We start from the raw sequence: 23,664 nt of genomic DNA on the forward strand, positions 1-23,664 counted from the left end.
GGAGACGATGGCACTGCTTGCCGACGGCAGCGTCGACGAGGTGATCGTCGCCGCACCCGACCTGCAGGGCAGGCTGCTCGGCACCGCGCTGTCGCCGGAGTACTTCCGTGAGCGGCTGCTGGGCGGCGACGGCGTCGGCGCGTGCACCTATCTCTATGCGGTCGACGTCGAGATGGAGACCGGACCCGGCTATGCCTACGACCCCTGGCAGGGCGGTTTCGGGGATCTGCGGCTGGTCCCCGACCCGGCGACGCTGCGCCGCGCGCCGTGGCGGCCCCAGTCGGCGATCGTGATCGCGGACGCGCTCTGGCCGGACGGCTCCACCGTCGAGGTCGCACCGCGGACGGTGCTGCGCCGGCAGCTGGACCGGCTGGCCGGCCTGGGCCTGTGTGCGCTGGCCGGCACCGAGCCGGAGTTCCTGGTGTTCGAGGAGAACTACCGCGACGCCGCCCGCCGGGACTACACCCGGCTCACGCCGGCCAGCACCTACAACATCGACTACGCGCTAGCCGGCACCGAGCGCCTGGACGATCTCGTCCGCTCGATCCGCACCGCGATGGCGGTGGCGGGCGCCCGGGTGGAGTCCGCGCGTGCCGAGGTTCATCCCGGCCAGTACGAGATCGTCTTCGGCTACGACGAGGCGATGCGCACCTGCGACCACCACGTGCTCTACAAGACCACCGCGAAGAAGATCGCCGGTGCGTCGGGCCGCGCTCTCACCTTCATGGCCAAGTACGACCAGGGCGAGGGGAACTCCTGTCATGTGCATCTGTCCCTGCGCACCACGCAGGGCGGCCTCGTCCTCGCCGCCGCCACGGGCGAGGACGGGAGCGCGAACTCGGGCGAACGCGGAGGCGGCGGCGGTAACGGAGGCAGCGGCGGCGGGATGTCGGAGCTGATGCGCTGGTTCGTCGCGGGGCAGCTGGCCTGCCTGGCCGAGCTCACCCTCCTGTACGCGCCGACCGTCAACTCCTACAAGCGGCTGGCTCCCGGCGCCTTCGCGCCGACCGGAATCTCCTGGGGGTACGACAACCGCACGTGCGCGGTACGGGTGGTGGGCTCCGGGGGCTCGTTGCGGATCGAGCACCGGGTGCCCGGCGGCGACGCGAACCCCTACCTCGCCGTCGCCGGGATGATCGCAGCCGGGCTGTACGGCATCGAGCATCGACTGCCGCTGGAGCCGCCGCGGGCCGGGAACGCCTTCGCCGCGAACGACGTCCCGAGGCTGCCCACCTCACTGCGCGAAGCGGCCCGGGCGTGGCGGGAAAGCGCCGTCGTCCGGGCCGCCTTCGGGCAGCCGGTGGTGGATCATCTCGCCTACGCGGCGGAGGTCGAGCTGGCCGGCTACGAGCGAACCGTCACGGACTGGGAACGCCGACGCTGCTTTGAGCGGTTCTGACACCCTCGTCACCTGACGACGCCCGGTCGGCCGGGACCGGGCCGGAAGGTGTCCCGTCGGATGCTGTCTCGTCCGACGGGACCACGGCGGTGCCTCCGGCCGGGCCGGCCTCGCTCAGGCCGATGCGGGCATGCAGGGCGCGCAGCGGCTTCGGTGCCCACCAGTTCGCCTGCCCGGCGACCCGCATGAACGCCGGCACCAGCACACCGCGGATCAGGGAGGCGTCCAGCAGGATCGCCAGCGCCGTGCCCAGCCCGAACATCTGCATGAAGCGGACCGAGGACGTGGAGAAGGCGATGAAGGTCACCGCGAGCAGGGCCGCCGCCGTCGTCACGAGACGCCCGGTGCGGGCCAGGCCGGCGGCGACCGCCTCGGTGTTCGACGCGCCCGCGTCGTACTCCTCCTTGATCCGGGAGAGCAGGAAGACCTCGTAGTCCATGCTCAGCCCGAACGCGATGCAGAACAGCAGCACCGGCATCGACGTGTCGAGCGTGCCCGGGGTGAAGTCCAGCCACGAGGCGAGATGGCCATCCTGGAAGATCCAGACGGCGACGCCGAACACGGCGGTGAGCGTCAGCCCGTTCAGGACGATCGCCTTCAGCGGGAGCACCACACTGCCGGTGAACAGGAACAGCAGGACGAAGGTCGTCAGCGCGATGAGCCCGATGGCCAGCGGCAGGTGGCTGGCCATCGTGGCCTTGCCGTCGACGAGCACCGCCGGCGGGCCGCCGGCCAGCGCCTCGGTGCCGGCCGGGGCGGCGAGGTCCCTGACCTGGTGGACCAGCTCCTGTGCCTGCGCCGAATGCGGCTCCACCGAGGGCACCACCCGCAGGTAGGAGGCGTTCTCGGCCGAGTAGCGCTCGGTGGACGCACCGGGCGGCACCACGGTCCGGCCGTCGACCAGCACGCCGGCGGCGCTGTCGACCCGGGCGACACCGTCCATCTTCGAGATCGCGACCGCGTAGTCGGCGATCTCGTCCGGACCGGTGGCCTCGGCCGGGCCGGTCACCACCACCACGATCGCCCCGGCGTCGTTGGAGGAGAAGTCGCTGCGGATGACGTCTCCGACCGCGCGGCTGGAGTTGTCGGCGCGCAGCACCCGGTCGTCCGGCGTGCCGAACTCGACGTGCAGGAACGGGGCGCCGAGGACGAGGAGCAGGGCGATGACCGGCAGCCCGGCCAGCAGCGGCCGGCGCATCGTCACGGTGGCCACCCGCCGCCAGAACGGCGACTCCACGGTCTCCCGAGGCGCGTTCCCGACGGCGGTGCCCGCGCCGCCCTCGGCACCCGCGGACGTCCCGGCCGCCCGGCAGCGGCGCAGGAAGCCGAGCAGGCCGCCGACCCGCAGGGCGTTCACCTTCGGCCCGAGCAGCATCAGCACGGCTGGCAGGACGACCACGGCGGCGAAGACCGCGACCGCCGTGACCGCGATCCCCGCGTAGGCCATGGACTTGAGGAAGTAAGGCGGGAAGACCAGCATCACGGCGAGCGCCACGATCACCGTCGCGCCGCTGAAGAGGATGGTCCGCCCGGCGGTGCGGACCGTCACCGCGACCGCTTCGGCCCGGTCCCGGCCGGCGGCGAGCTCCTCACGGAAACGGCTGACCATGAGCAGGGCGTAGTCGATCCCGAGGCCCATGCCGAGCGCCGTGGTGAGGTTCACCGCGAAGATCGACACGTCGGTGAGGCTGCCCACCACCGACAGCACGGCGAAGCCGCCCAGGATGCCCATGAGCCCGATACCCAACGGCAGGAGCGCGGCGACCAGTCCACCGAAGGCGATGATCATGAGCACGGTCGTGATCGGGATCGCGATCGCCTCGGCCACCGCGAGATCGGCGCCCACCTGGCCGTTGATGTCCTCGCCGACGGTGGCCGCACCGCCTGGGCGCACCGTGACCGGCGAGTCGGCGTCACCCCCTGGCACCTGGCCGGCCTCGTAGGCGTCCTCGTAGCGGGCGACCAGGTCGCTGGCATGGTCCTCGTCCACGCTGGCGATGACCAGCGCGGAGCGGCCGTCGTCGGATTTCAGCGGTGGCGCGCCAGTCCAGTAGGACGAAACGTTGGTGACCCCGGGCTGGGCGGCCAGATCGGCGGCCAGCTCGCGCCCGGCCACCGCCACCGCCGGGTCGTCGACGGCCTGCCCGGTCCGGGTCTGGCCGGTCTGGGTCTGGCCGGTCCGGGTCTGGCCGGTGATGTCGGGACGGGCCGTGACGAGCAGGACGAGGTTCGGCTCCCCGCCGAAACGCTCGTCGACGAGGTCGGCGGCCCGACTGGAGGCGGACGCCGGGTCGTCGAAGCCCCCCGACTCGAGCTTGCCGAACGCGCCGAGGCCGAGCACGCCGGCACCGAGCAGTGCGATGAGGGTGAGCAGCAGGACGAGACGCGGCCGGCGAGTAACGATCTTCGCTACAGCGGTGAACACGGGACCCTCCCGAGAGAAGCGATCTCTTGGGAGAACAGTGTTCGCGAACACCGTTCTCTGTCAAGACCCTTGTTCTTGGAAGTTGACACCGATCGCATTCTGGCCGCAGCATGGCACGGTGACTCGCCCAGTCCCCCGCCGCGAGCGTCTCCGCCAGACGACGATTGAGGAGATCAAGAAGGCTGCCCACAAGCAGCTGACCGAGCGCGGCGCGGCCGGGCTCTCGCTACGGGCCGTGGCACGCGAGATGGGGATGACCCCGTCGGCGATCTACCGGTACTTCGACAGCCGGGCCGCACTGATCCACGTGCTGGCGCAGGACGCCTACAGCTCCCTCGCCGACGTGCTGGAGGCGGCCTTCGACGCCGCGCCGACGGACGACCACCTGGTGCGCTGGCTGCTGGTCGCCCGCTCCCACCGGCGCTGGGCGATGCTGAACCCGACGGAATACACGCTGATCTTCGGCCCGCAGCCCGATGACCTCACCGACCCGTCGACCGCCGTGCTCGACGAGCTCGAACGGTCCGTCGCCGTGCTCCTGCGGTGCATGGCCGAGGCGATCGAGGCCGGCGTCTTCGACCCGAGCGGGCTGGAGGCCGAGCTGTCGCCCAACCTCCGCCGGCAGTTCGAGGCGTGGGACTGTGACGACTCCGGCCTCGGCCCGGTCGCCGAGGCCGCCTGCATGCTGGTGTGGACCCAGCTGCACGGGTTGCTGGCGCTGGACCTGTTCGGTCATCTCCCGGAGCCGCTGAGGGGCTCGGGCGAGCTTTTCGACCAGCAGATGATCGGTGCGCTGGTGCGGGTCGGGGGCCAGGCACCCGTCGACTTCGCCGAGGTGATCGACCGTGCCGACCGGTGGCGGCCGGCATCGGTCAGGGCGCACCCGAACCCGGCTCCGGCGCGGCACCGCCCGACGTCAGGGCTGCGCCGCCCGGCGCCGGTCGAGCGGCTCCCCGAGTTCTCCCGCCCGCCTGATCACACCGCCCGCACGAGCGGCACGAACGGCACGCGCGGGATCCGTCCGGGCGGTGTCACCACCGCCCGGTCAGACCTGCTGACACCCCGTCAGGCAGATGTCCGCATCCTCCTACTCAGGGTGTCAAGGGCAGCACGGCGAGCGCTCTTGATCTCGCCCAGCCGCGCCTGGTAGGCCGGCGAGGTCGCCAGCGGCTGATAGAAGCCCAGTCGCGGAACGAAATCGGTCTCGTCGTACCCGGGTGGCCGGTACAGCGGATAGGTACGACCCGGAAATAGGAGGTCGTAGTTGTCGGCAATCTGCCAGACGGCGACATGCGGATCGAGGCGCCGCCGCTGGAAGTAGGCCTCGAGAACATCGATTGTGAAACTGATCTCATGGAACTGCTTGACCAGGTTGTGGTAGTGCTGACCAACCTGATACTTGATCGGCAGCTCGACCTGTAGACAGTCCGCGTAGTCGAGAAGGTCCAGAGCGAGAACCTTCAGGGAAGTCTCCACCCCGTAACCACGGGAGAACGCGAGCGACGCAAAGACGTCGGCGTCAATCACGAACTCCCCGATCAATGGCTGGATTGTCCGGGTGATGGACGGCACATGACGCGCGAGCTGCTTCGAGAGAAGCGAGCGCAGCATCTCGGTCGTTCGCCCGCCGGGCTGCCCGTCACCAGTGACCCTGCGCGAGCTTCCGTTCACGAAAAGCGGGGCATTGCCGGCGGTCGCCGCCGCGGCCAGAACGCCGACCGTGATCGGATCATAACTTTCAAGATCGGCGTCGTGGAAAATCAGCCGGTTACCGAACGCGAGGTACGCGAGGCTGCGCATGGCACCGGCCTTGCCACCGGCCGCGGCGTCCTCCGCCCCCGCGTGCCGTTCCATGACGGACTGGCCTCGGGCGACCCAGCTCGCCCCCGCCTCCGTCGCGATCCGCACCAGATCGTGCTCGTCACCGTCCGAGGACGGATCGACTATTACGCCGATCTCGTCGATGACGCTGCGTTCCTGCATCCACCGTTGCCGGTTGAGCGCGATGATGGTCCCGAGCGCCCGCGCCGCCTCAGGCCCGCGGGCGGGTATCAGCAGACTTAGCGTGACGCCTCTGTTGAGCTTGTCCACCTCGATCGCATCGAGGTCGAGGGTGGTGGGTTCGAGCGTTCGCACGGACGCCCCTCTCTCGAGACCTTTCTTGGCTTAAGACCCCCCCAGGTCCGGCCACGCCCGCGCAGACGTGGCCGACATACACCTGATGGTTCGCGTACCACGTGAACCACGTCAGGCGAAGCTTTCCGGGCAGGCGCTCCCCGGTCAACCGGACGCCGCTGGCGATCCTCCCTCTTCACACCTTTCCATACCTTTACCCGCGGATCCCCCCAGGGACCGACCGCCGTGGAACACACGGCCGGCGTGCGGGGATCAAAGTATGGATGTTGCGCGACGGATCGTCACTCCCCCGGAGGAGTCCCCCAGAACATCACTTTCGGCCCGCTCGGCGAGCCGGCCCGGGCCAGGTTCACCGGCACCCGGCCGCCCGTGCCGCCGGCCGCCCATCCGGCCGGTGCGACGGGACACCAGACCCTTCGCAGGTGTACCCGGGAGCTGTCCGGACGACGCCCGGCGGGTCCGGACACGTCCGCGTGGATCCCGGCCGTCCCGGCTGGTCGGGCCCCGGTTGGGAAGGCCTGCTCGGCGACACGATGGCATGCTGAGGTGGTGGATGTCGTACTGGACCCGATGCGCCCGGACCTCCGGCTTGGCCGGACGCCGATCCCTGTCGTCGGCCGCGCCCGGGTCTATGTGTGCGGCATCACTCCCTATGCCGTCACACATCTGGGCCATGCGGCCACCTACCTGTGGACGGATCTGACAGCGCGGGTATGGCGTGCGGCCGGGGTCCAGGTGGAGCTCGCCCGCAACATCACCGACGTCGACGACGCGATGTTCGCCGAGGCCCGCCGGCTGGGGATGCCCTTCGACCAGGTCGCGGCGATGCAGCGGTTCTCCTTCGACCGCTCGATGTCCGCGCTCGGGATCCAGCCACCGGACCACGAGCCGACGGCGCGTGCCGCGGTGACCCGGGTGATCGAGCTCACGACCGCGCTGCTGCGCGCCGGTCATGCCTACGAACGCAACGGCACCGTCTACGCCCGCACGGCCGAGGCGGCGGACCGCGCCGGCCTGGACCGGGCCGCGGCGATCACTCTCGCCGCCGAGTTCAACGACGACCCGCGGGATCCGAACCGTGACGACCCGCTCGACGTCGCGGTCTGGCGGGCGGACCCGGCCGACGGCGAGTTTCCGAGCTGGCCCAGCCCCTGGGGGCCGGGTCGTCCCGGCTGGCACGCCGAGTGCGCGGCGATGGTGCTGTCGACCTTCGGCTCCAGTATCGATCTTCACGTCGGCGGCGCCGACCTGCGGTTCCCGCACCATGCCGTGGAGTCGCTGCTGGCCGAGCAGGCGACGGGCGTCCGGCCGTTCGCGCGGGCCTGGCTGCACCCCGGCACCGTCCGGGTGGGCGGGGTCAAGATGTCGAAGTCCCTGGGCAACCTCGCCTTCGTCGACGACCTGCTGACCCGGCACACACCGTCCGCCCTGCGGCTGCTCTGCCTCGGCCGCGCGTGGGACGCCGACTGGGACTTCGACGAGTCGGCGTTCGACGCGGCCGAGGCGGCGCTCGACGCGCTCTATGCGGCCGCGGCGCGGCCCGGTGGCGGTGGCGGTGGCGAGCGGGAGAGCCCGGCCGCGGCGGAGGTCGACGCGGCGCTGCTCGCCAACCTCGACACCGTCCGGGCACAGGCCGTGGCGTTGGAGGCCGGCGGCGACGCGGCCCGGCGCTTCATCTCCGTCCTGGGGCTGATCTGACAGCTCCGCGCTTCAGACAGCTCCGCGCTTCAGACGGCTCCGCGCTTCAGACGGCTCCCCGCTTCAGACGGCTCCGCGCTCGCGCCACCCCGAGACTGCGTCGCCGGCAACGGCACCGCCACCATCACCGACTGATCACCGGTTGCTCACCGGCTGACCGTGGGTCGAGCCACGACAGGACTGCGCACTCGCCCACACCCGGCGTACCGGGCCAACGCCGCGACACAAGAATCAGACAAAAGCTCATACCCTGCGTCAAAGGATCGTGCACACGGAGCTACCATCAGGATGGTTCTGTTGTGGTCCAGGTCCGGCCCAACGGGCTGAAGCGCTTTTGTCGGGCTACCTCCGGTACTCGGGCCGTCTCGGGTACGAGGTGGCGTTGCGGGCAGCACCGGCGCCCCGGCTGCTGGGAGTGCGCCCGTCCAGCGTCTCCGGCGTTCGGATTCCGCGATCCCCCGCACCACAACCCACGGACCCCGCTCCCGCGGACCCGCGCCCCTGCACCGGCGCCTCCGCAGCTTCACGCATTCGTATTCGGAGACGCTGCTCATGCCCCGGTCGCTCCCGCCCGGCACCCGGTCGCCGGCGATTCCCGGTGATCGGTGACCGCACCCCGAGCCATGCGGCCGTCCTCCGACCGCCGCCGGGCCCTGGCGCTGGGCGGCGGGATCGGTCTGTTGATCGTCTTCTGGGCGCTGTCGGCAGCTGGCACCCTGCCGACCGGGCGCACCGCCGTCGAGCTGGTGGCCGGCGTCTGCGCCACGGTCGCGGTGTGCGTGGGGGTACGTCGGAACCGCCCGGCGGCCACGCTGCCGTGGTGGCTGTTCGCCGCCGCCCAGGCCACGGCGACCCTCGGCGACTCGCTGCTCTACGGCATCGGGAACCTGCTCGACCGGCACCGTTTCCCGGGGCTCTGGGACGTCTGCTACCTGGCCCAGTACCCACTGCTGGTGGCCGGCGTCGTCGTGCTGGCCCGCCGGCGTGGCCTGCCCGGTGGGCTCACCGACGTGCTGGACAGTGCGACCATCGGCGTCGCGGGGGCCCTCGTCGCCTGGGTCTATGTGATCGCCCCAGGTCTGTCGGCGGAGCATTCGTCCTCGTCCTCGTTCGCGACCCGCGTCACCGCGCTGGCCTACGCCGCCTCGTTCCCGGCGCTGTTCGCGGCCGGCCTGCTGCTGGTGCTCGACCGCGGCCGGCGCGGACCGGCCGGCTACCTGCTCCTCAGCCACCTCTCCGCGGTTTTGGCCGCATCGCTGCTCTACCTGCCGCGGCAGATCGACGGGACGGACCAGAACGGCGGCGGCGCACAGCTCGTCGCGCTGCTCGGTGCGCTGGGGCTCGGCGGCGCCGCCCTCCATCCGAGCATGCGCGAGCTCACCAGCACCCGGAAACGGAGCACGGCGGTCCTGTCGACGTCCCGGCTGCTGGCCCTCACCGCGGCGGCGCTGGTCGCGCCGATCGTGCTGACGGTGCAGAGCGTTCGCGGCGAGACCGACGGCCTGGTGGTCGTCGCCGTCTCCAGCGGCGCGATGTTCGTCCTCATCATCTTCCGGATGGCGGGTCTGGTCGCGGACCAGCACCAGGCCGCGATCACCGACGGTCTGACCGGCGTGCACACCCGCCGTCATCTGGACGGTGAGCTGTCCGCGGCGGTCGACCGCGCGTTGCGGGAGGGCCACCGCCTCGGCCTGTTCCTGATCGACGTCGACCATTTCAAGTCGATCAACGACCGGTTCGGGCACCCGGTCGGGGATGACGTCCTGGTCGAGGTGGCACGCCGGCTGCGGGCGGCGACCCGACCCGGTGACGTGCTGGGCCGGTACGGCGGTGAGGAGTTCGCCGTCCTGGTCACGGACCTGCCCGAGATCGACCTCGCGGCCGTCGGGGAGCGGCTGCGCCGCCAGGTCTGCGCCACGCCGATCCGGGTCGGCACCCGTTCGCCGGGCGGTCACCTCGACCCGCCTGGCCGGCGCACCGACCCGCCGCGGCCGGGAGACGGGCCACGCCCGGCCGGCGAGCAGCTCGTCGCGGTCACGGTGTCGGTGGGCGCGGCCGCCATACCGACCCACGCCGCGGACACGTTCGGCCTGGTCGCGGCCGCCGACAGCGCGCTGTACGCGGCGAAGAGCGCGGGGCGTGACCAGGTCGCGGTCAGCGGGACCATCGGGGCGCCCGCGGGCGGCGACCAGCTCGCGGTCAGCGGAGCAGCCGAAGCGCTCTGAGGCCCGGCACCGACAGGCCTGATGAGGCACCGACAGGCATCGGGTTTCGTCGGCTACGCGACATGACAGGCGTCCGACGTGCCGGCACGCGTCATCGCCAGGACGCACCCTGAGTGGTATGCGCGATTTGCCCGTTTAGGGCGTCTTTCGCGACGTAATCTCCGCGGAGAGCTCGAGCCTTCACCTGGAACGAAGAAACCTCGATCCTCCCACCGGCGTGTAGCGCCGAACACACCACCCCCCTCCCTCCCCCGCGACACCCATCCGAGCGTCCCGCCCGAACAGTCGGACGAGGCGCTCTCGACGCCGTTCCCCGCTCCCCCGCTCCCGCTCCCCCGCGGCGGAACGGCGCCCAGCGGTGCACCACCCCAACGCCCACATCCACATCCACGCCCACGTCCACCGCCCACGTCGGCCCAGCGGAGTCGAGGAGGACTGATGTCCGGGTTGCTGTACCGGATCGGAGCTGCCGCGGCCACCCGGCCGTGGCGGGTCATCGGGATGTGGCTGGCCACCCTCGTCGTGGCACTGGGGCTCGCGGCCGGCTCCGGCGGCGAGCCCCACGACGACTTCAGCGCCCCGATGACGGCCTCGCAGCACGGGACGGACCTGCTGCGCGCGAACTTTCCGAACCTCGCGGGCGCCGACGCCCGGGTCGTGGTGCACGATCCCGACGGCACCCCCCTGGACGCCGGCCTGCTGGCGACCGTGCGAACCCGGCTCGCCGCCCTGCCGTCAGCTGTGGTGGCCAGCCCGCCCCAGCTGTCCCGGGACGGCGACACCGCCCTGCTCACCGTGAACTACACGGATCCGGTCGCCGACATGGACGCGGAGCAGGCGCTGGCCGACCTGTTCAAGGCGGCCACCCCTGCCACCCAGCGTGGACTGCAGGTGGACGTCGGCGGCCAGGTCTCGGAGAACCTGCAGAAGGTCGACGGCCGGGCGGAGGCGACCGGCGTCGTGCTGGCCCTGCTGATCCTGCTGATCGCCTTCGGGTCGCTGGTCGCCGCTGGGGTGCCGATCGCGGTGGCCATGATCGGCCTGGGGATCGGGGCGTCGTGCATCACCCTGATCGCCGCGGTGACCACGGTGAGCTCGATCGCGCCCTCGCTGGCCTCGATGGTCGGTATCGGCGTCGGCATCGACTACGCGCTGCTGCTGGTCACCCGGCATGTGGAAGGGCTGCGGGCGGGTCTGCCGGTTCGGGAGGCCGCGGGCCGGGCGAACGCCACGGCCGGCGCCTCGGTGGTCTTCGCGGGCCTCACCGTGATCCTCTCGTTGACGGGGCTGCGGCTCGTCGGCCTCAGCACCTATGTGACGACGGCGTTCACGACGGCCGCTGTCGTGATCGCGGTCGTGCTGGTCGCGATCACCCTCGTTCCGGCGTTGTGCGGCCTCGCGGATCTGCGGGTTCTGCGGCGCCGCAACCACGCCGAGCTGCTGGCGGCCCGATCCGTCGCCCGTTCGGTCGCCGCGGCCGGCAGCGGCGCGTCCTCCCCCGGAGCCCTCCTCGGCTCAGGTGAGCCCTCCGCCGCCGCGCGACGCACCCTGACCGCCGCCTGGGCGAGGCGCATCGGTAACCGGCCGGGCCCGTGGGCCTTCGGGGCGCTCATCATCCTGCTGGCGCTCAGCGCGCCGATCCTGACGATGCGCACCTGGCCGCAGGACGCCGGCAGCCAGCCGGTCGACGTCACCCAGCGGCGGGCCTACGACCTGATCTCCAGCGAGTACGGGCCCGGCGCGAACGGCCCTCTGCTGCTGGCCGTCGACCTGCGGCGGCTCCCACCCGTTGCCCTGGCCGAGCTGGGCACGAAGGTCGCCGCGGTGCCCGGGGTGGCGTCCGTCACGCCGGCGGTCGTCGCACCGTCCGGTACCGCGGCGGTGATCGAGGTGGTGCCGACGACCGGACCGAGTGACGCCGCCTCGACCGAGCTGGTCAACCGGCTGCGCGACGACGTACTGCCACCCGGCGTGGACGTCACCGGCACGACCGCGATCTTCGCCGATCTGTCCGCGCTGCTGGCCGAGCGGCTGTGGTGGGTCGTGGGCTTCGTGGTCGGCGTGTCCATCCTGCTGCTGACCGTCGTCTTCCGGTCGCCGGTGGTCGCCCTGAAGGCTGCCGCGATGAACCTGCTGTCCATCTCCGCCGCGTACGGCGTGGTGACCGCGGTCTTCCAGTGGGGATGGGGAACCGATCTTCTGGGGCTGCCGCACAGCGTCCCGATGTCGAGCTGGCTGCCCGTCCTGATGTTCACCGTGCTGTTCGGGCTGAGCATGGACTACGAGGTCTTCCTGCTTTCCCGGATCAGGGAGGACTGGGTGGTCACCCGCGACCCGCGCGGCAGCGTGGTGCGTGGCCTCGCCTCGACCGCGCGGGTGATCACAAGCGCCGCCCTCATCATGATCGCCGTCTTCGCGGGGTTCGCCCTCGACCCGGACGTGACCGTGAAGATGGTCGGCGTCGGCATGGCCGTCGCGGTGTTCGTCGACGCGACGCTGATCCGCCTGGTGCTGGTGCCGGCCACGATGGCGCTGCTGGGCCGGGCGAACTGGTGGCTGCCGCGGTGGTGTGACCGGCTGCTGCCCCAGGTCGACGTGCACGGTGAGCGTTTCGCTCCCGGGGTGGCCGCCACCGCGGCGATGCGGCCGGACCAGGCCGGCGACGGCAGGACGGCCGACCACGCCACCGCCAGGAAGGCCGGGTCCGGCAGGAAAGGCGGCACCCACACCGACACCGACACCGGCACCGGCACCGGCACCGGACGGAAGGCGGGGGCGGGCGGCGGGGAGCCGACCGGCCGCGGGTCGATGGCCACCGGGGGTGGTCCGGCACCCGACCCGCCGCCCGCCGACGGGGGTGGCCCCGACTCCGGGACCAGCCCGAAGTCGGGTGGGACAGATCGCCTTAAACCTCCTTCCGGCCCCGTGATGGCCGGTTCGGGCATCCCCACACAGGTCTCAACCGAGCCGATCGACCATTCGGCCAACGGCCGCGAACTGCACCGATGAGATTCCATTTCCGCAGGTCAGAGCGGGTGTCAACGGCCGGCGGTTAGCACTTTCGATCAGCCGGCTAGCCCCGATCTGGGTGGCGGAATGGGGGGATCTGTCCTGATTAGCTGAGACGCCATAGGCAGAAAGTCGCCCCAGGCGGCCCGGCGGAAGAAGGCGACGCGGCGTGGACGAGCTCACCATGGACGGGCTCACCGTGGACGGGATCGCGATGGAAACGATCTCCATGGGTGGGTTCACCATCGACGAGATCACTGTCGAGCGGATCCTGCCGCCCGGCGCGCAGGGTCGGGGCGCGACCCCGGAACGCGACGACGACCCGGTCCGGATTCCGGCCCGGAGCCCGAGCGTCAGCCCCGCCCGCGGCGGATGGCTCGCGGCACACCCTCCGGCGGGCGGTCTTGAGCTGGGCGGCTTCACCTTCGCCGACCTCGAACCCGCCGGTCTGGGCCGGCTCGGCCTCGACCTGCGCCGCCTGGAACTGCTCGCCGGGTTCGACGCGGCCGAGGAGTGGCTGTCCGGTCGTGGGCTCGCCGGCGTCGAGGTGAGCCGCTTCGAGCCGGACGACCCCGCGGTGAACCTGATCACCGACCTCACGGGCAGGCGGACCGCTGCGGCCGGCACCCGGCTCGGCACCGACGCCAGGGCGGACACTGTAACCGTGACCGCCACCAGCAACGGCCTTGACCGAGGACCAGACCTGTCAACCGGCACCGACGCCGGCACGGGCGCAGGCACAGGCACGGGCACCGACGCCGGCCAGCGCGGCAGTGCCTCGTCGCCGGGCCCGGGGCCGGTGCCGGCCCCCCGTCCCAGCACCATGGTCTTCGAGCGGGCGGCCCACGACTACGACGCCGACGTCCACGGGATCCCGTTCTTCCGCCCGCTGGGCCGAACGCTGGTCAGCGCCGCCGACGTCCGGCCCGGCGAGGACGTGGTCGATCTCGCCTGCGGGCGCGGCGCCGTCCTCATCCCCGCCGCCGAGGCGACCGGGCCCACCGGTTCGGTTCGCGCCTTCGATCTGGCGCCGACCATGGTGGCGCTGACCGCCGCCGACGTCACGGCCCGCTCGCTGCCCTGGGCGACCGTGGCGGTCGCCGACGCGACGAATCCTCCGGTCGAGCCGGCCAGTGCCGACGTGCTGCTCTGCGGCATGGGCCTGTTCCTGCTGCCCGACCCGGCAGGAGCGCTCGCGCGGTGGCGCGGGCTGCTGCGGCCCGGCGGGCGGCTGGCCGTCAGCGTCTTCGGTGCCCCGGACCCGCTGTGGAGCCGGCCCGACTACCCGCTTCGCCTGGCGACCGGCCTGGGCGCGGCCGACCGCCGGCCCGGGCAGGCCATCCTGGCGGAAGGCGCGCTGGCACGGGCGCTCACCGCGGCCGGATTCGAACTCACCCGGGACGATCTCGTCGCCACCGACCTGGTCTTCCGCGACGTGGAGCACTGGTGGCACTGGGCGTGGGGCACCGCGGTCCGCTCGATGCTCGAGAAGGTCGACAACGCCGACCTCCCGGCGATGATCGATGACCTCACCCGGTGGCACGCGCCGTCGGTGGACGCCGGCGGGCTGCACTGGCGTCCGACCATCCGGATCGTCACCGCGACAGTGGGCGCCCGCCGCGGCTGACCCCGCCCGGTCGCAAGGCGCACCGGTAGCCGGGTAGCTCCGGTAGCCCGGTAGGAGTCCGAATCCCGCACCCGCCCCGCGGGCACTGGCAATTCCCCTCAAGAGGGACAAACTGGGCACGGGTTCACCTGGCATCCCGCAAGAAGTGCGGATTCTGGTCGTTGGAACGACCAAAATCCTTCACACTTGCGACTCGCCAAGCGCTGCTGGGCCCCTGATCTCGGCGGCGGGGCCCTTCAGGCGACCGGGAAGGGCCTCAGGCCAGGTAGCGGACCACCGTCTCGGCCACGCAGACCGGCTTGGTGGCGCCCTCCATCTCGATGGTGACCTGGTTGACCGCCTGGACACCGCCGGGCACATCGTCGACCGACAGGTTGCGGACGATGCCGCGGACCCGGGAGCCGACCGGGACCGGCTGCGGGAAGCGCACCTTGTTCAGGCCGTAGTTCAGGGCCAGCTTGATCCCGGTGACCTGCGCGACGTCAGCGGAGATCACCGGGATCAGCGACAGCGTGAGATAGCCGTGGGCGATCGTGGTCTTGAACGGCCCGTCCTTCGCCCGCTCCACGTCGACGTGGATCCACTGCCAGTCGCCCGTGGCGTCGGCGAAACCGTTCACCTGCTCCTGGGTGATCTCGCGCCACGAGCTGGTGCCCAGCTCCTGGCCCTGCAGCTTCCTCAACCCGTCGATTCCGTCGATCGTCGCCATCTGGCGAGTATCTCGAAGCCGTCGCTGACACGCACCGGGAACGAGGCGGGGCCGGGACGCTCGCTGCGGAGCGTGCCCGGCCCCGCGTTCGGGCCCTGCGTTCAGGCCTCACGTTCGGGCCCTGCGTTCAGGCCTCGCGTCAGGCGTGCGCGACGAAGTTGAAGCGGCTGCCGTTGTCGAAGGTGCGGCGGAAGCTGCCGAGCGTGTACGGGCCGGTTCCGTCCATGTCGAAGATCCGCAGGCCCAGATCGCCGTCGATCAGGCGGTACATCTCCTCCGCCGTGGTCCCGTACTTCCGGGCGGCGGCACCGAACTCGAAGATGATGTACGGGCGGTTCGTGGCCAGCAGCTTCTGCCCGCCCTTCAGCACACCGTACTCGGCGCCCTCGACGTCGATCTTGATCAGGTCCAGGCGGTGGTCGGGCGGGAGGGTCTCGTCGAGCACCTCGACGACGACCTCGATCTCCTCGACCTCCTCGGCGCCGTCCGCCGTCCGCTGACGCAGCCCGCTGTACGCCGGCCGGCTGCGGACGTAGGCGAACGGGCTGACCCCGGACTTCTCCGCGAGCGCGGCCTGCTTCAGCGTGACGGTCGGGAACTCCAGGCAGAGGTACTCGAAAAGGTGCGGAAGCGGCTCGTAGGCGATGTGCTCACCGCGCGGGGCGTGCAGCACGATCGACTTGAGCACGTCGCCGCGGTGCGCACCCACGTCGATGCAGTTGGAGTCCTCCTGGAGCACGAAGGAGAGCAGCAGCGCGAGGTGTTGGTCATCGACCGCGTTGCGGCGGGCGCTGGGCAGCACGGTGCGGCGGACCAGCTTCAGCGCCGGCCCCAGACCCAGCTCGACCGCGGTCTGGCGGAGCTGACCGAGCTGTCTGTTCATCTGCTCCTGCATCGCGGAACGTCCCTTTCGCGAGCCATCCGTCCGGCGCGGGCCCGACGCCGGCTGCGCTTCGCTGCGCTCGCCGCCGGGCTGGGCCATCCAGGCTGGTTGTCCGAAAAATGTGCGGTCTGTGCTGTCACGCACAACACCGCGCACTTCGCCGTCGCGCCAATTGTGACAAGTCGCCCGGGAGGTCCCACCGCCACCCCCATCATTGACCACAGTCCGGACACTGCGCCCAGCTGCACCACCACGTACCAGCTCCAGGTCAAGGCCCGAAGGTGGTCAGAAACCGGACGGAAACCGGACAGCACGGGCCCTGGTCCGGGCCAGTTCAGGCCCGGGCCAGGCTCCGAACAGGCCCAGCGCGCCGACCGGATCGGGCCCGGGCCAGGCCCGGTTCACCGACCGGATCAGTCCCGGGAGTCGAAGGCCTCCACCGGCGGGCAGGTGCAGACCAGATTGCGGTCCCCGTAGGCACCGTCGATCCGCCGCACCGGCGGCCAGTACTTCGCCGCCCGCAGCGACGCCACCGGGTAGGCCGCCACGGACCTCGGGTACGGGTGGTCCCAGTCGTCCCCCGTGACCATCGCGGCGGTGTGCGGAGCGTTGCGCAGCGGGTTGTCGTCCCGCGGCCAGACGCCGTCGCCGACCTTGGCGGCCTCGGCCCTGATGGCGATCATGGCGTCGCAGAACCGGTCGATCTCGCCCAGGTCCTCGCTCTCGGTCGGCTCGACCATCAGTGTCCCGGCGACCGGGAACGACATGGTCGGCGCGTGGAACCCGTAGTCGATCAGGCGCTTGGCGATGTCGTCGACGGTGACGCCCGTCTCCCTGGTCAACGGCCGGAGATCGAGAATGCACTCGTGCGCGACGAGATCGTTGCGCCCGGTGTAGAGAACCGGATAGTGCGGCGCGAGCCGGCGGGCGATGTAGTTGGCGTTGAGCACGGCCACCGACGTCGCCGCCCGCAGCCCGTCCGCACCCATGAGGCGGATGTACGCCCACGGGATCATGAGGATGCCGGCGGATCCCCACGGCGATCCCGAGATCGGCCCGACCCCGGTTTCGGGGCCGGCCTCCGGGCACAGCGGATGGTTCGGTAGATACGGCACCAGCTTCTCGCCGACCGCCACCGGCCCGACCCCCGGGCCGCCGCCACCGTGCGGGATACAGAAGGTCTTGTGCAGGTTGAGGTGGCTCACGTCCGCCCCGAACCGGCCCGGCTTCGACAGCCCGACCAGCGCGTTGAGGTTCGCCCCGTCGACGTAGACCAGGCCGCCGGCGTCGTGCACCACCGCGCACGCCCGGGCGATGCCCTCCTCGTACACACCGTGCGTCGACGGGTAGGTGACCATGAGGGCCGCCAGCACCGACGCGTGCTTCGCCGCCTTCGCGGTCAGGTCGTCCAGGTCGACGTTGCCCTCCGCGTCGCAGGCGACCACGACCACCCGCATGCCGGCCATCGCGGCGCTCGCCGCGTTGGTGCCGTGGGCCGAGGACGGGATCAGGCAGACGTCACGCACCGGCGCGCCCGGCTCGGCGTGGTCACGGTGGTAGGCGCGGATGGCCAGCAGCCCGGCCAGCTCCCCCTGGCTGCCGGCGTTCGGCTGCACCGAGACGGCGGCGTACCCGGTGATCCGCGCGAGCCACAGCTCCAGGTCCCGGATCATCGACACGTACCCGGACGCCTGGTCGATCGGGGCGAAGGGGTGGATGTCCGCGAAGTCCGGCCAGGTGACCGCGGCCATCTCGGTCGTCGCGTTGAGCTTCATCGTGCAGGAACCGAGCGGGATCATGCCCCGGTCGAGGGCGAAGTCGACGTCGGCGAGACGCCGCAGGTACCGCAGCATGGCCGTTTCGGACCGGTGCGAGTGGAACACCGGATGCGTCAGGAAGGCCTCGTCCTCCCCGCGGACCAGCGCGGCCGGCAGCGCCGCCGGCACCGACACCGCCACCCCCGCGGACGCGACCTCGGGCGCCGGGCCCTCGGGAGCACTCACCCCGAAGGCGGCCCAGACGGCACGCAGATCCGCCTCCACCGTCGTCTCGTTGCAGGAGACGCCGACATGGTCGGAGTCGACGAGCCGCAGGTTCACCCCGTGCACGAGCGCGTCCGCCACGACCTGCCCGGCTCGCCCCGCCACCCGGGCGAGCACCGTGTCGAAGAACTCGTCGTGGACGATCTCCACGCCGCCGGCACGCAGACCGGCCACCAGTCGCACCGCCTGCGCGTGCACCGCGCCGGCGATCGCGGCCAGCCCCGCCGGGCCGTGGTAGACGGCGTACATCGAGGCCAGCACGGCCGGCAGCACCTGGGCGGTGCAGATGTTGCTGGTCGCCTTCTCCCGCCGGATGTGCTGCTCCCGGGTCTGCAGCGTGAGGCGGTAGGCGGGGTCGCCCGCCGCGTCCACCGAGACACCGACCAGCCGGCCGGGAAGCATCCGCTCAAGGCCGGACCGCACCGCGAGATAGCCCGCGTGCGGGCCGCCGAAGGACAGCGACAGCCCGAACCGCTGGGTCGTGCCGACCACGATGTCCGCGCCGAGACCGCCGGGGGCGCGCAGCAGCGTGAGCGCCAGCAGATCGGCCGCGACGGTCACGACGATGTCGCGTTCCCGCGCCTGGGCGATGAGGCCCCGAGGATCGCGCACGCCCCCGTCCGCGCCCGGGTAGGACAGCAGCACACCGAAGACGTCCGGCAGGATGTCGGCTGCCACGGCGGCCGCGGCGGGCCCGGCTGGTCCGTCCGACAGCGCGGTGGCTTCGTCCGCCGGGACGGGGGACTCACCCGGTGCCGGCGTCGGCCGGGGGGTGAGGCCGTCCCGGAGGTCGGCGACGACGACGGTGATGCCGAGTGCCTCCGCCCTGGTGCGGACGACGGCGATGGTCTGGGGCAGGGTGTCCGCGTCGATCAGGAAGGTGGAGCGCTTCCCCCGGGTGGCGCGGTAGGCGATCTGCATCGCCTCCGCCGCGGCGGTGGGCTCGTCGAGCAGCGAGGCACCCGCGACCGCCAGACCGGTCAGGTCCGTGATCATGGTCTGGAAGTTCAGCAGGGCTTCGAGCCGGCCCTGCGAGATCTCCGGCTGGTACGGCGTGTAGGCCGTGTACCAGGCCGGGTTCTCGAGCACGTTGCGCTGGATCACCCCCGGCATGACCGCCGGGTTGAACCCCAGGCCGATCATGGAGGTGACGCGGCGGTTACGACCGGCCAGCGCCCGCAGCTCCGCGAGAACCTCCGTCTCGGTGACCGCCGGCGGCAGATCGAGCTCGGTGTCCCGGATGGCGGCGGGTACCGCCGCGTCGGTGAGCGCGGTCAGCGAGCCCAGGCCCAGCAGGTCGAGCATGGCCATCCGGTCGGCGTCATCCGGGCCGATGTGGCGGTCGACGAACCGCGGGATCGCCTCGACCACGAGCGCGGCGCCCGACTCGGGCCGCTGCCGCGGCGCCTGCCGCTCGGACACGGCCTCACGCCCAGTCGTCGTACCGCCGTTGGTCGTCGCCCCGCCGTTGTTCGTGGTACCGGCGCCGTTCGCGGTACCCGCGCCGTTCGTAGCACTGTCGTCAGCGATACCGCCGCCGGTGCCGGCGGCCTGAGCGGAGGAACCCGGCGGCGTCGCCGCAGTGGTGATCTCGGTGGTCATCGTCGCTTCGCTCCGGAGGTCGTGCGACGCCGAAGAGAGACCAACGCCGAACGGTGGCGACACCGGACGGCCGTGGTCCCCCGCCCGCGTCGCGGCGGGCCTCCCCCTCTGTCATGAGCCTGAGAGCTTCGCCGGCCACCACGCCCGGGGTCACCCGGACACCAGCGGCCGACTTGCACCGTCGGCGGGACACAGTCTCGTGTCCGCTTTTCAGAGTCGCCTGACCCGGCGGTCTTGAGCCTGAGAGTTTGCGGGGAGATCTTGCTCCTTCGGCGCTCCGGGGCTGGCCCCGGAGCTCTCCCGCACGGGTGTGAGCGGCGCGATGTGCAGTTGTCGATGTTGCCGTGGCCAGGTTGCAGGTGGCCGGGGTTGCAGACAGCGATGGTGCGGGTGGCATGGGCGAGCGGTGACGCTGCTCCCGCCGCATAGGCTAGTCGGCCGCGTCGCCGGCCGCCAAAGATCTTGCAAACCCGCCCGAAGTCCGCAAGGCCACCGTCTCGTCCGCGGCTTCGCCGTCGCCCTCGCAAGCCCAGGCGGTCAGCAGCCGAACCTGCCCCGCCGCCGGATCACGGTCCGCCGCCCGACCAGGTCACCGCGGCCGAGCCCACCGCACGGCGCCCCACCGGGGTCCCGCGCCCCCACACAGCGTCCGCAATTCGCACTAATAGGGACAAACAGGACAGGGAGCCAACTCGACGACCCGCAAGAAGCGAGGATCTTGGTCGCTCCAGCAGCCAAAATCCTCGCTTCCTGCTCGGAAGCAGCGGGTGGGCGGAGCGCTGGTGCGACTCCATACTGCTCACTAGACGCTGGTGCGCTCGCGCTTGCCCGTCGGATGCGCGGTGCGGAACTTCGCGGCCTCCTCGTCGCTGCGCGCCCCACCCCGCTCCCCTTCGAAGAAGGTCTTGGCGAGACGGTCGTGCGACGTCTGGTCCGTCACCTGCCGGGCCATCTCGTCATCCGAAATGCCCTGCCCGGCTGGCTCCGTGTGCCGTTCACCCTTTACGACCTGGTGCGACATGTCCAACCTCCTGACATCCGCCGCCGTTGCACGCTCCTCGGACGATCCACCCGGCCGGTGGTCTCCAGCCCGGATCCCGCCCTCGATGTCGACATGCCCGGTTCAGGCCCTGGTCATCCCAACGGGGACCGACAGCCAGACCCCCGGCCGACAGCCAGACCGCCGGCCAACAGCCAGACCGCGCTGACGGCCGGGCGCCCGCAGGCAGCCGCACGGCCGGGACGCACCCCCCCCGGAAGCGATCCGGGTATCGGGTCCACCGGATTCACCGGAACCATCCGGCACCGGTATGTTTCCCACCAGGAGCGATATCCGCCGATACCACGCATATAGCAGGCGACCTGGGTGCGAGGTGCGCTATATCGCCGGGTGTAGCGTCGCCGGAGATGAGCCGCGCCCGAGGAGCGGAAGCCAGATGATCAGCGGTTATCGGTTCCTCCGGGACCTCGGCCACGGCGGTTTCAGCACCGTCCACCTCGCCGAGCAGGAGATCTTCGATCGGCAGGTCGCCGTGAAGGTCATGCATGCCGACCTGCGCGATCCGGACGCGCGGCGCCGGTTCGTCCGGGAATGCAAGGCGACCGGCCGGCTCACCGGGAACCCGAACATCATCACCGTGTTCGACGCCGGAACCACGGTCGACCACCGGCCGTACATCGCGATGGAGTACTTCCCGGCGGGAACACTGCGCGACCGGGTGATCGACCAGGGCCCCCTGCCCGTCCGGGAGGTGCTGTCGCTCGCGGTTCCGGTGACCCGTGCCCTGGATGCCGCCCACCGGCACGGCATTCTGCACCGCGACCTGAAACCGGCGAACATCCTGCTCCGCGCTTCGGGCGAACCTGTGCTCAGCGACTTCGGCATCGCCAGCGTCGCGGAGGGCCTCGACCCGGCGACCTTCTCGGCGGCATTCACCGCCGGTTTCGCGGCGCCGGAGGTGCTGCTCGGCGACCAGCCGGAAACCACCTCGGACGTGTTCGGGCTCGCCGCGACGCTCTTCGCCCTCCTCACCGACCGCACGCCCTTTCCCGGGAAGACCCCGGCCGAGATCTTCACCCGGATCCAGGCCGGCGAGATGCTGCCGCTCGATCGCCCGGACGCACCACCAGCCCTGGACGATCTCCTTCGCCGCATGCTCGCCCGCACGCGGGACCAGCGGCCGGGCCTGGATGAGGTCACAGCAGAGCTCACCTCGCTGCTCGCCGAACTGGAGCACGGCGACCCCTACCCCTCAGCCGGCTGGCAGGGCACAGGCCCGCGCGGCGAGGAGGACGGCGAGGACAGCACAGGTGCACCACTCGAACCGCCGCAGCGTCCTCGGCCGCGACGCCAACGCCGAAGCGGGTGGCAGGTCGCGGCCGTGGCCGGCTCGGCGGCACTGCTGACGGCCGGGGCGGTCGCCCTCTCCCTGCAGCTTGCGCGCCACGGCGAACAGGATGACGCCGCCGAGCTCACGACGAGTACCAGCTCCACTGCACCGACTGCGGCGGGCACCAGCCCCGGCGCCCCGACCAGTCCCAGCACGAACGCCAGCACGAACGCCGGCACCGGCACCGACACCGACGTCGTGAGCACGAGCACGCCGACACCCTCGATCACCGCCGCCGACACCTGCGGCATGCGATATGAGGAGATCCGCGACTACCAGGATCGCGTCTTCAAGAGCCAGTACATGTGCCCGACGGATGTCGACTCACCGGTCTACGCCAACATCGGCGCCGGCGTGACCGGGCCACTCGACGACACCGGCCTGATGAGGAAGTCCGACACGGTCTGGGTCGTCTGCCAGATCCAGGGACGACCGAATCCCACCAGCAGAACGGGTAGACAGAGCACCTGGTGGCTGTACACCCAGGGCGACGTGCCGGCGGAGAACAGCTACGGATACAGCGACGCATGGGGATACCTGCCCGCGACGGCGGTGACGTATCACAACGAGGGCGCCGCCGTCCCTGGCGTCGAGCCATGCACCGCGCAGCCCTGACCAGCTCCGTTCGCCTGACCCCACGCCGGACGAGCCCGCAGGCGTCGTTCAGGGCCTGCGGGCGTGGAAGGTCGCGCATGACGGCTGGCCGATCGGCATAGTCGGCAGCAAGGGATCCCCGCCGGGAGCTGGAAACGAGTGCGCGAGGAGCGGCACGTGTCAGGACTCGACCGTGATGGTGACGTGTTCATCCTGGACCTGGGGGACGGGGAGAACCGGCTGAACCCGGATTCGGTGGCCGCCATCAACCTCGCCCTCGACGAGGTGGTGGCCGCGCCGGCACCGAAAGCCCTGGTCACAACCGCGTCCGGCAAGTTCTGGTGCAACGGGTTCGACCTCACCTGGATGACCGCGAACCCCGGTGAGATCGAGCCGTTCATCCAGTCGGTGCGGGTGCTGTTCGCCCGGTTCGTCACCCTGGGGCTGCCGACCGTGGCCGCGGTCGGCGGGCATGCGTTCGGCGCCGGCGCGGCCCTCGCGCTCACCCACGACCAGCAGGTCATGCGGGTGGACCGGGGCTACTTCTGCTTCCCCGAGGTCGACATCGACATCCCCTTCAGCGGTGGGATCACCGACCTGATCCGCTCCCGGCTGCCAGTGCGGACCGCACACGAGGCGATGACGACCGGCCGTCGGTACGGCGGCGACGACGCCCTTGCGGCCGGGATCATCGACGGCGTGGCGGACCAGGACAAGGTGCTGCCGACGGCGATCGGGATGGCCCGCCCGCTCACCGGCAAGGCGGGCCCGACGCTGGGCACCATCAAGTCGAGGCTGTACGCCACGGCCGTCGCCGGGCTGGTCGCGGGCCAGGCCGTCGAGGTGCCGATCTGACCGACCGTGCCGGCCCGGTGTTCGACGATCGGTGATCGGTGATCGGTGATCGGTGATCGGTGATCGGTGA

The 23,664-nt window shown here is 71.4% G+C and carries 14 protein-coding genes and 2 riboswitches; of the genes, 8 read left to right on the forward strand and 6 right to left on the reverse strand.

Annotation, left to right across the window (positions count from 1 at the left end; translation table 11 throughout):
- Positions 1-7: 7 nt before the first annotated feature.
- Positions 8-1,399: a glutamine synthetase family protein gene (locus AWX74_RS25465; protein ID WP_165615784.1), complete on the forward strand. Its 1,392-nt coding sequence runs from the start codon at positions 8-10 to the stop codon at positions 1,397-1,399.
- On the opposite strand, the gene AWX74_RS25470 is transcribed toward AWX74_RS25465, so the two are convergent.
- Entirely contained in the window at positions 1,359-3,824 is a 2,466-nt protein-coding gene (locus tag AWX74_RS25470; protein ID WP_091281948.1) for an MMPL family transporter, read from the reverse strand. The two genes, AWX74_RS25465 and AWX74_RS25470, sit on opposite strands and share 41 nt — an antisense overlap.
- 118 nt (positions 3,825-3,942) lie before the next feature.
- Between AWX74_RS25470 and AWX74_RS25475 the strand changes: the two genes are divergently transcribed.
- The gene (locus AWX74_RS25475) at positions 3,943-4,974 is read left to right on the forward strand and encodes a TetR/AcrR family transcriptional regulator (protein WP_091281952.1); all 1,032 of its coding nucleotides are present in this window, start codon (positions 3,943-3,945) and stop codon (positions 4,972-4,974) included.
- Here the strand turns inward: AWX74_RS25475 and AWX74_RS25480 are convergent.
- Positions 4,890-5,960 (reverse strand): glycosyltransferase family protein, encoded by a 1,071-nt coding sequence (locus AWX74_RS25480; protein WP_006540768.1) that lies wholly within the window; start codon positions 5,958-5,960, stop codon positions 4,890-4,892. The genes AWX74_RS25475 and AWX74_RS25480 overlap by 85 nt on opposite strands.
- A 549-nt stretch (positions 5,961-6,509) precedes the next feature.
- Between AWX74_RS25480 and AWX74_RS25485 the strand changes: the two genes are divergently transcribed.
- The 4 genes from AWX74_RS25485 (at position 6,510) to AWX74_RS25500 (ending at position 14,519) form a co-directional block, all read left to right on the forward strand.
- A complete protein-coding gene (locus AWX74_RS25485) occupies positions 6,510-7,658 on the forward strand; it encodes a cysteine--tRNA ligase (protein WP_242666413.1) in 1,149 nt (382 codons plus the stop codon).
- A gap of 605 nt (positions 7,659-8,263) precedes the next feature.
- The gene (locus AWX74_RS25490; RefSeq protein ID WP_242666414.1) at positions 8,264-9,883 is read left to right on the forward strand and encodes a GGDEF domain-containing protein; all 1,620 of its coding nucleotides are present in this window, start codon (positions 8,264-8,266) and stop codon (positions 9,881-9,883) included.
- Positions 9,884-10,321: 438 nt separating this feature from the next.
- A complete protein-coding gene (locus AWX74_RS25495; RefSeq protein WP_091281959.1) occupies positions 10,322-12,892 on the forward strand; it encodes an MMPL family transporter in 2,571 nt (856 codons plus the stop codon).
- A 169-nt stretch (positions 12,893-13,061) separates the two neighbouring features.
- Positions 13,062-14,519, forward strand: a complete 1,458-nt coding sequence (locus tag AWX74_RS25500) for a class I SAM-dependent methyltransferase (protein WP_242666415.1) — start codon at positions 13,062-13,064, stop codon at positions 14,517-14,519.
- A gap of 256 nt (positions 14,520-14,775) precedes the next feature.
- Here the strand turns inward: AWX74_RS25500 and AWX74_RS25505 are convergent, their stop codons facing one another.
- The 4 genes from AWX74_RS25505 to AWX74_RS25520 all read right to left on the reverse strand — a co-directional run bounded on the left by AWX74_RS25505 (position 14,776) and on the right by AWX74_RS25520 (position 20,776).
- A complete protein-coding gene (locus AWX74_RS25505; protein WP_054571437.1) occupies positions 14,776-15,228 on the reverse strand; it encodes a MaoC family dehydratase in 453 nt (150 codons plus the stop codon).
- 139 nt (positions 15,229-15,367) lie between these two features.
- On the reverse strand, positions 15,368-16,111 hold the full coding sequence (locus AWX74_RS25510) for an FkbM family methyltransferase (protein ID WP_226931224.1): 744 nt from the start codon (positions 16,109-16,111) through the stop codon (positions 15,368-15,370).
- A 413-nt stretch (positions 16,112-16,524) separates the two neighbouring features.
- Positions 16,525-19,755 (reverse strand): aminomethyl-transferring glycine dehydrogenase, encoded by a 3,231-nt coding sequence (gcvP, locus tag AWX74_RS25515; RefSeq protein WP_091281965.1) that lies wholly within the window; start codon positions 19,753-19,755, stop codon positions 16,525-16,527.
- A gap of 101 nt (positions 19,756-19,856) precedes the next feature.
- A riboswitch (glycine riboswitch) is annotated at positions 19,857-19,974 on the reverse strand.
- A riboswitch (glycine riboswitch) is annotated at positions 19,975-20,068 on the reverse strand.
- A 489-nt stretch (positions 20,069-20,557) separates the two neighbouring features.
- The gene (locus tag AWX74_RS25520; protein ID WP_091281969.1) at positions 20,558-20,776 is read right to left on the reverse strand and encodes a hypothetical protein; all 219 of its coding nucleotides are present in this window, start codon (positions 20,774-20,776) and stop codon (positions 20,558-20,560) included.
- 415 nt (positions 20,777-21,191) lie between these two features.
- On the opposite strand from AWX74_RS25520, the gene AWX74_RS25525 reads away from it, so the two are divergent.
- On the forward strand, positions 21,192-22,760 hold the full coding sequence (locus tag AWX74_RS25525) for a serine/threonine-protein kinase (protein WP_091281972.1): 1,569 nt from the start codon (positions 21,192-21,194) through the stop codon (positions 22,758-22,760).
- 156 nt (positions 22,761-22,916) lie between these two features.
- The gene (locus AWX74_RS25530) at positions 22,917-23,594 is read left to right on the forward strand and encodes an enoyl-CoA hydratase-related protein (RefSeq protein ID WP_165615785.1); all 678 of its coding nucleotides are present in this window, start codon (positions 22,917-22,919) and stop codon (positions 23,592-23,594) included.
- Positions 23,595-23,664: the final 70 nt, after the last annotated feature.

The sequence above is a fragment of the Parafrankia irregularis genome (assembly GCF_001536285.1).
Lineage (GTDB): Bacteria > Actinomycetota > Actinomycetes > Frankiales > Frankiaceae > Parafrankia > Parafrankia irregularis.

Bases quoted from the DNA above. Each gene is read 5' to 3' on its own strand.
- AWX74_RS25465 (WP_165615784.1), top strand. From the start codon at position 8: ATGGCACTGCTTGCCGACGGCAGCGTCGACGAGGTGATCGTCGCCGCA.
- AWX74_RS25495 (WP_091281959.1), top strand. From the start codon at position 10,322: ATGTCCGGGTTGCTGTACCGGATCGGAGCTGCCGCGGCCACCCGGCCG.
- AWX74_RS25505 (WP_054571437.1), bottom strand. From the start codon at position 15,228: ATGGCGACGATCGACGGAATCGACGGGTTGAGGAAGCTGCAGGGCCAG.
- AWX74_RS25510 (WP_226931224.1), bottom strand. From the start codon at position 16,111: ATGAACAGACAGCTCGGTCAGCTCCGCCAGACCGCGGTCGAGCTGGGT.
- gcvP (WP_091281965.1), bottom strand. From the start codon at position 19,755: ATGACCACCGAGATCACCACTGCGGCGACGCCGCCGGGTTCCTCCGCT.
- AWX74_RS25520 (WP_091281969.1), bottom strand. From the start codon at position 20,776: ATGTCGCACCAGGTCGTAAAGGGTGAACGGCACACGGAGCCAGCCGGG.
- AWX74_RS25525 (WP_091281972.1), top strand. From the start codon at position 21,192: ATGATCAGCGGTTATCGGTTCCTCCGGGACCTCGGCCACGGCGGTTTC.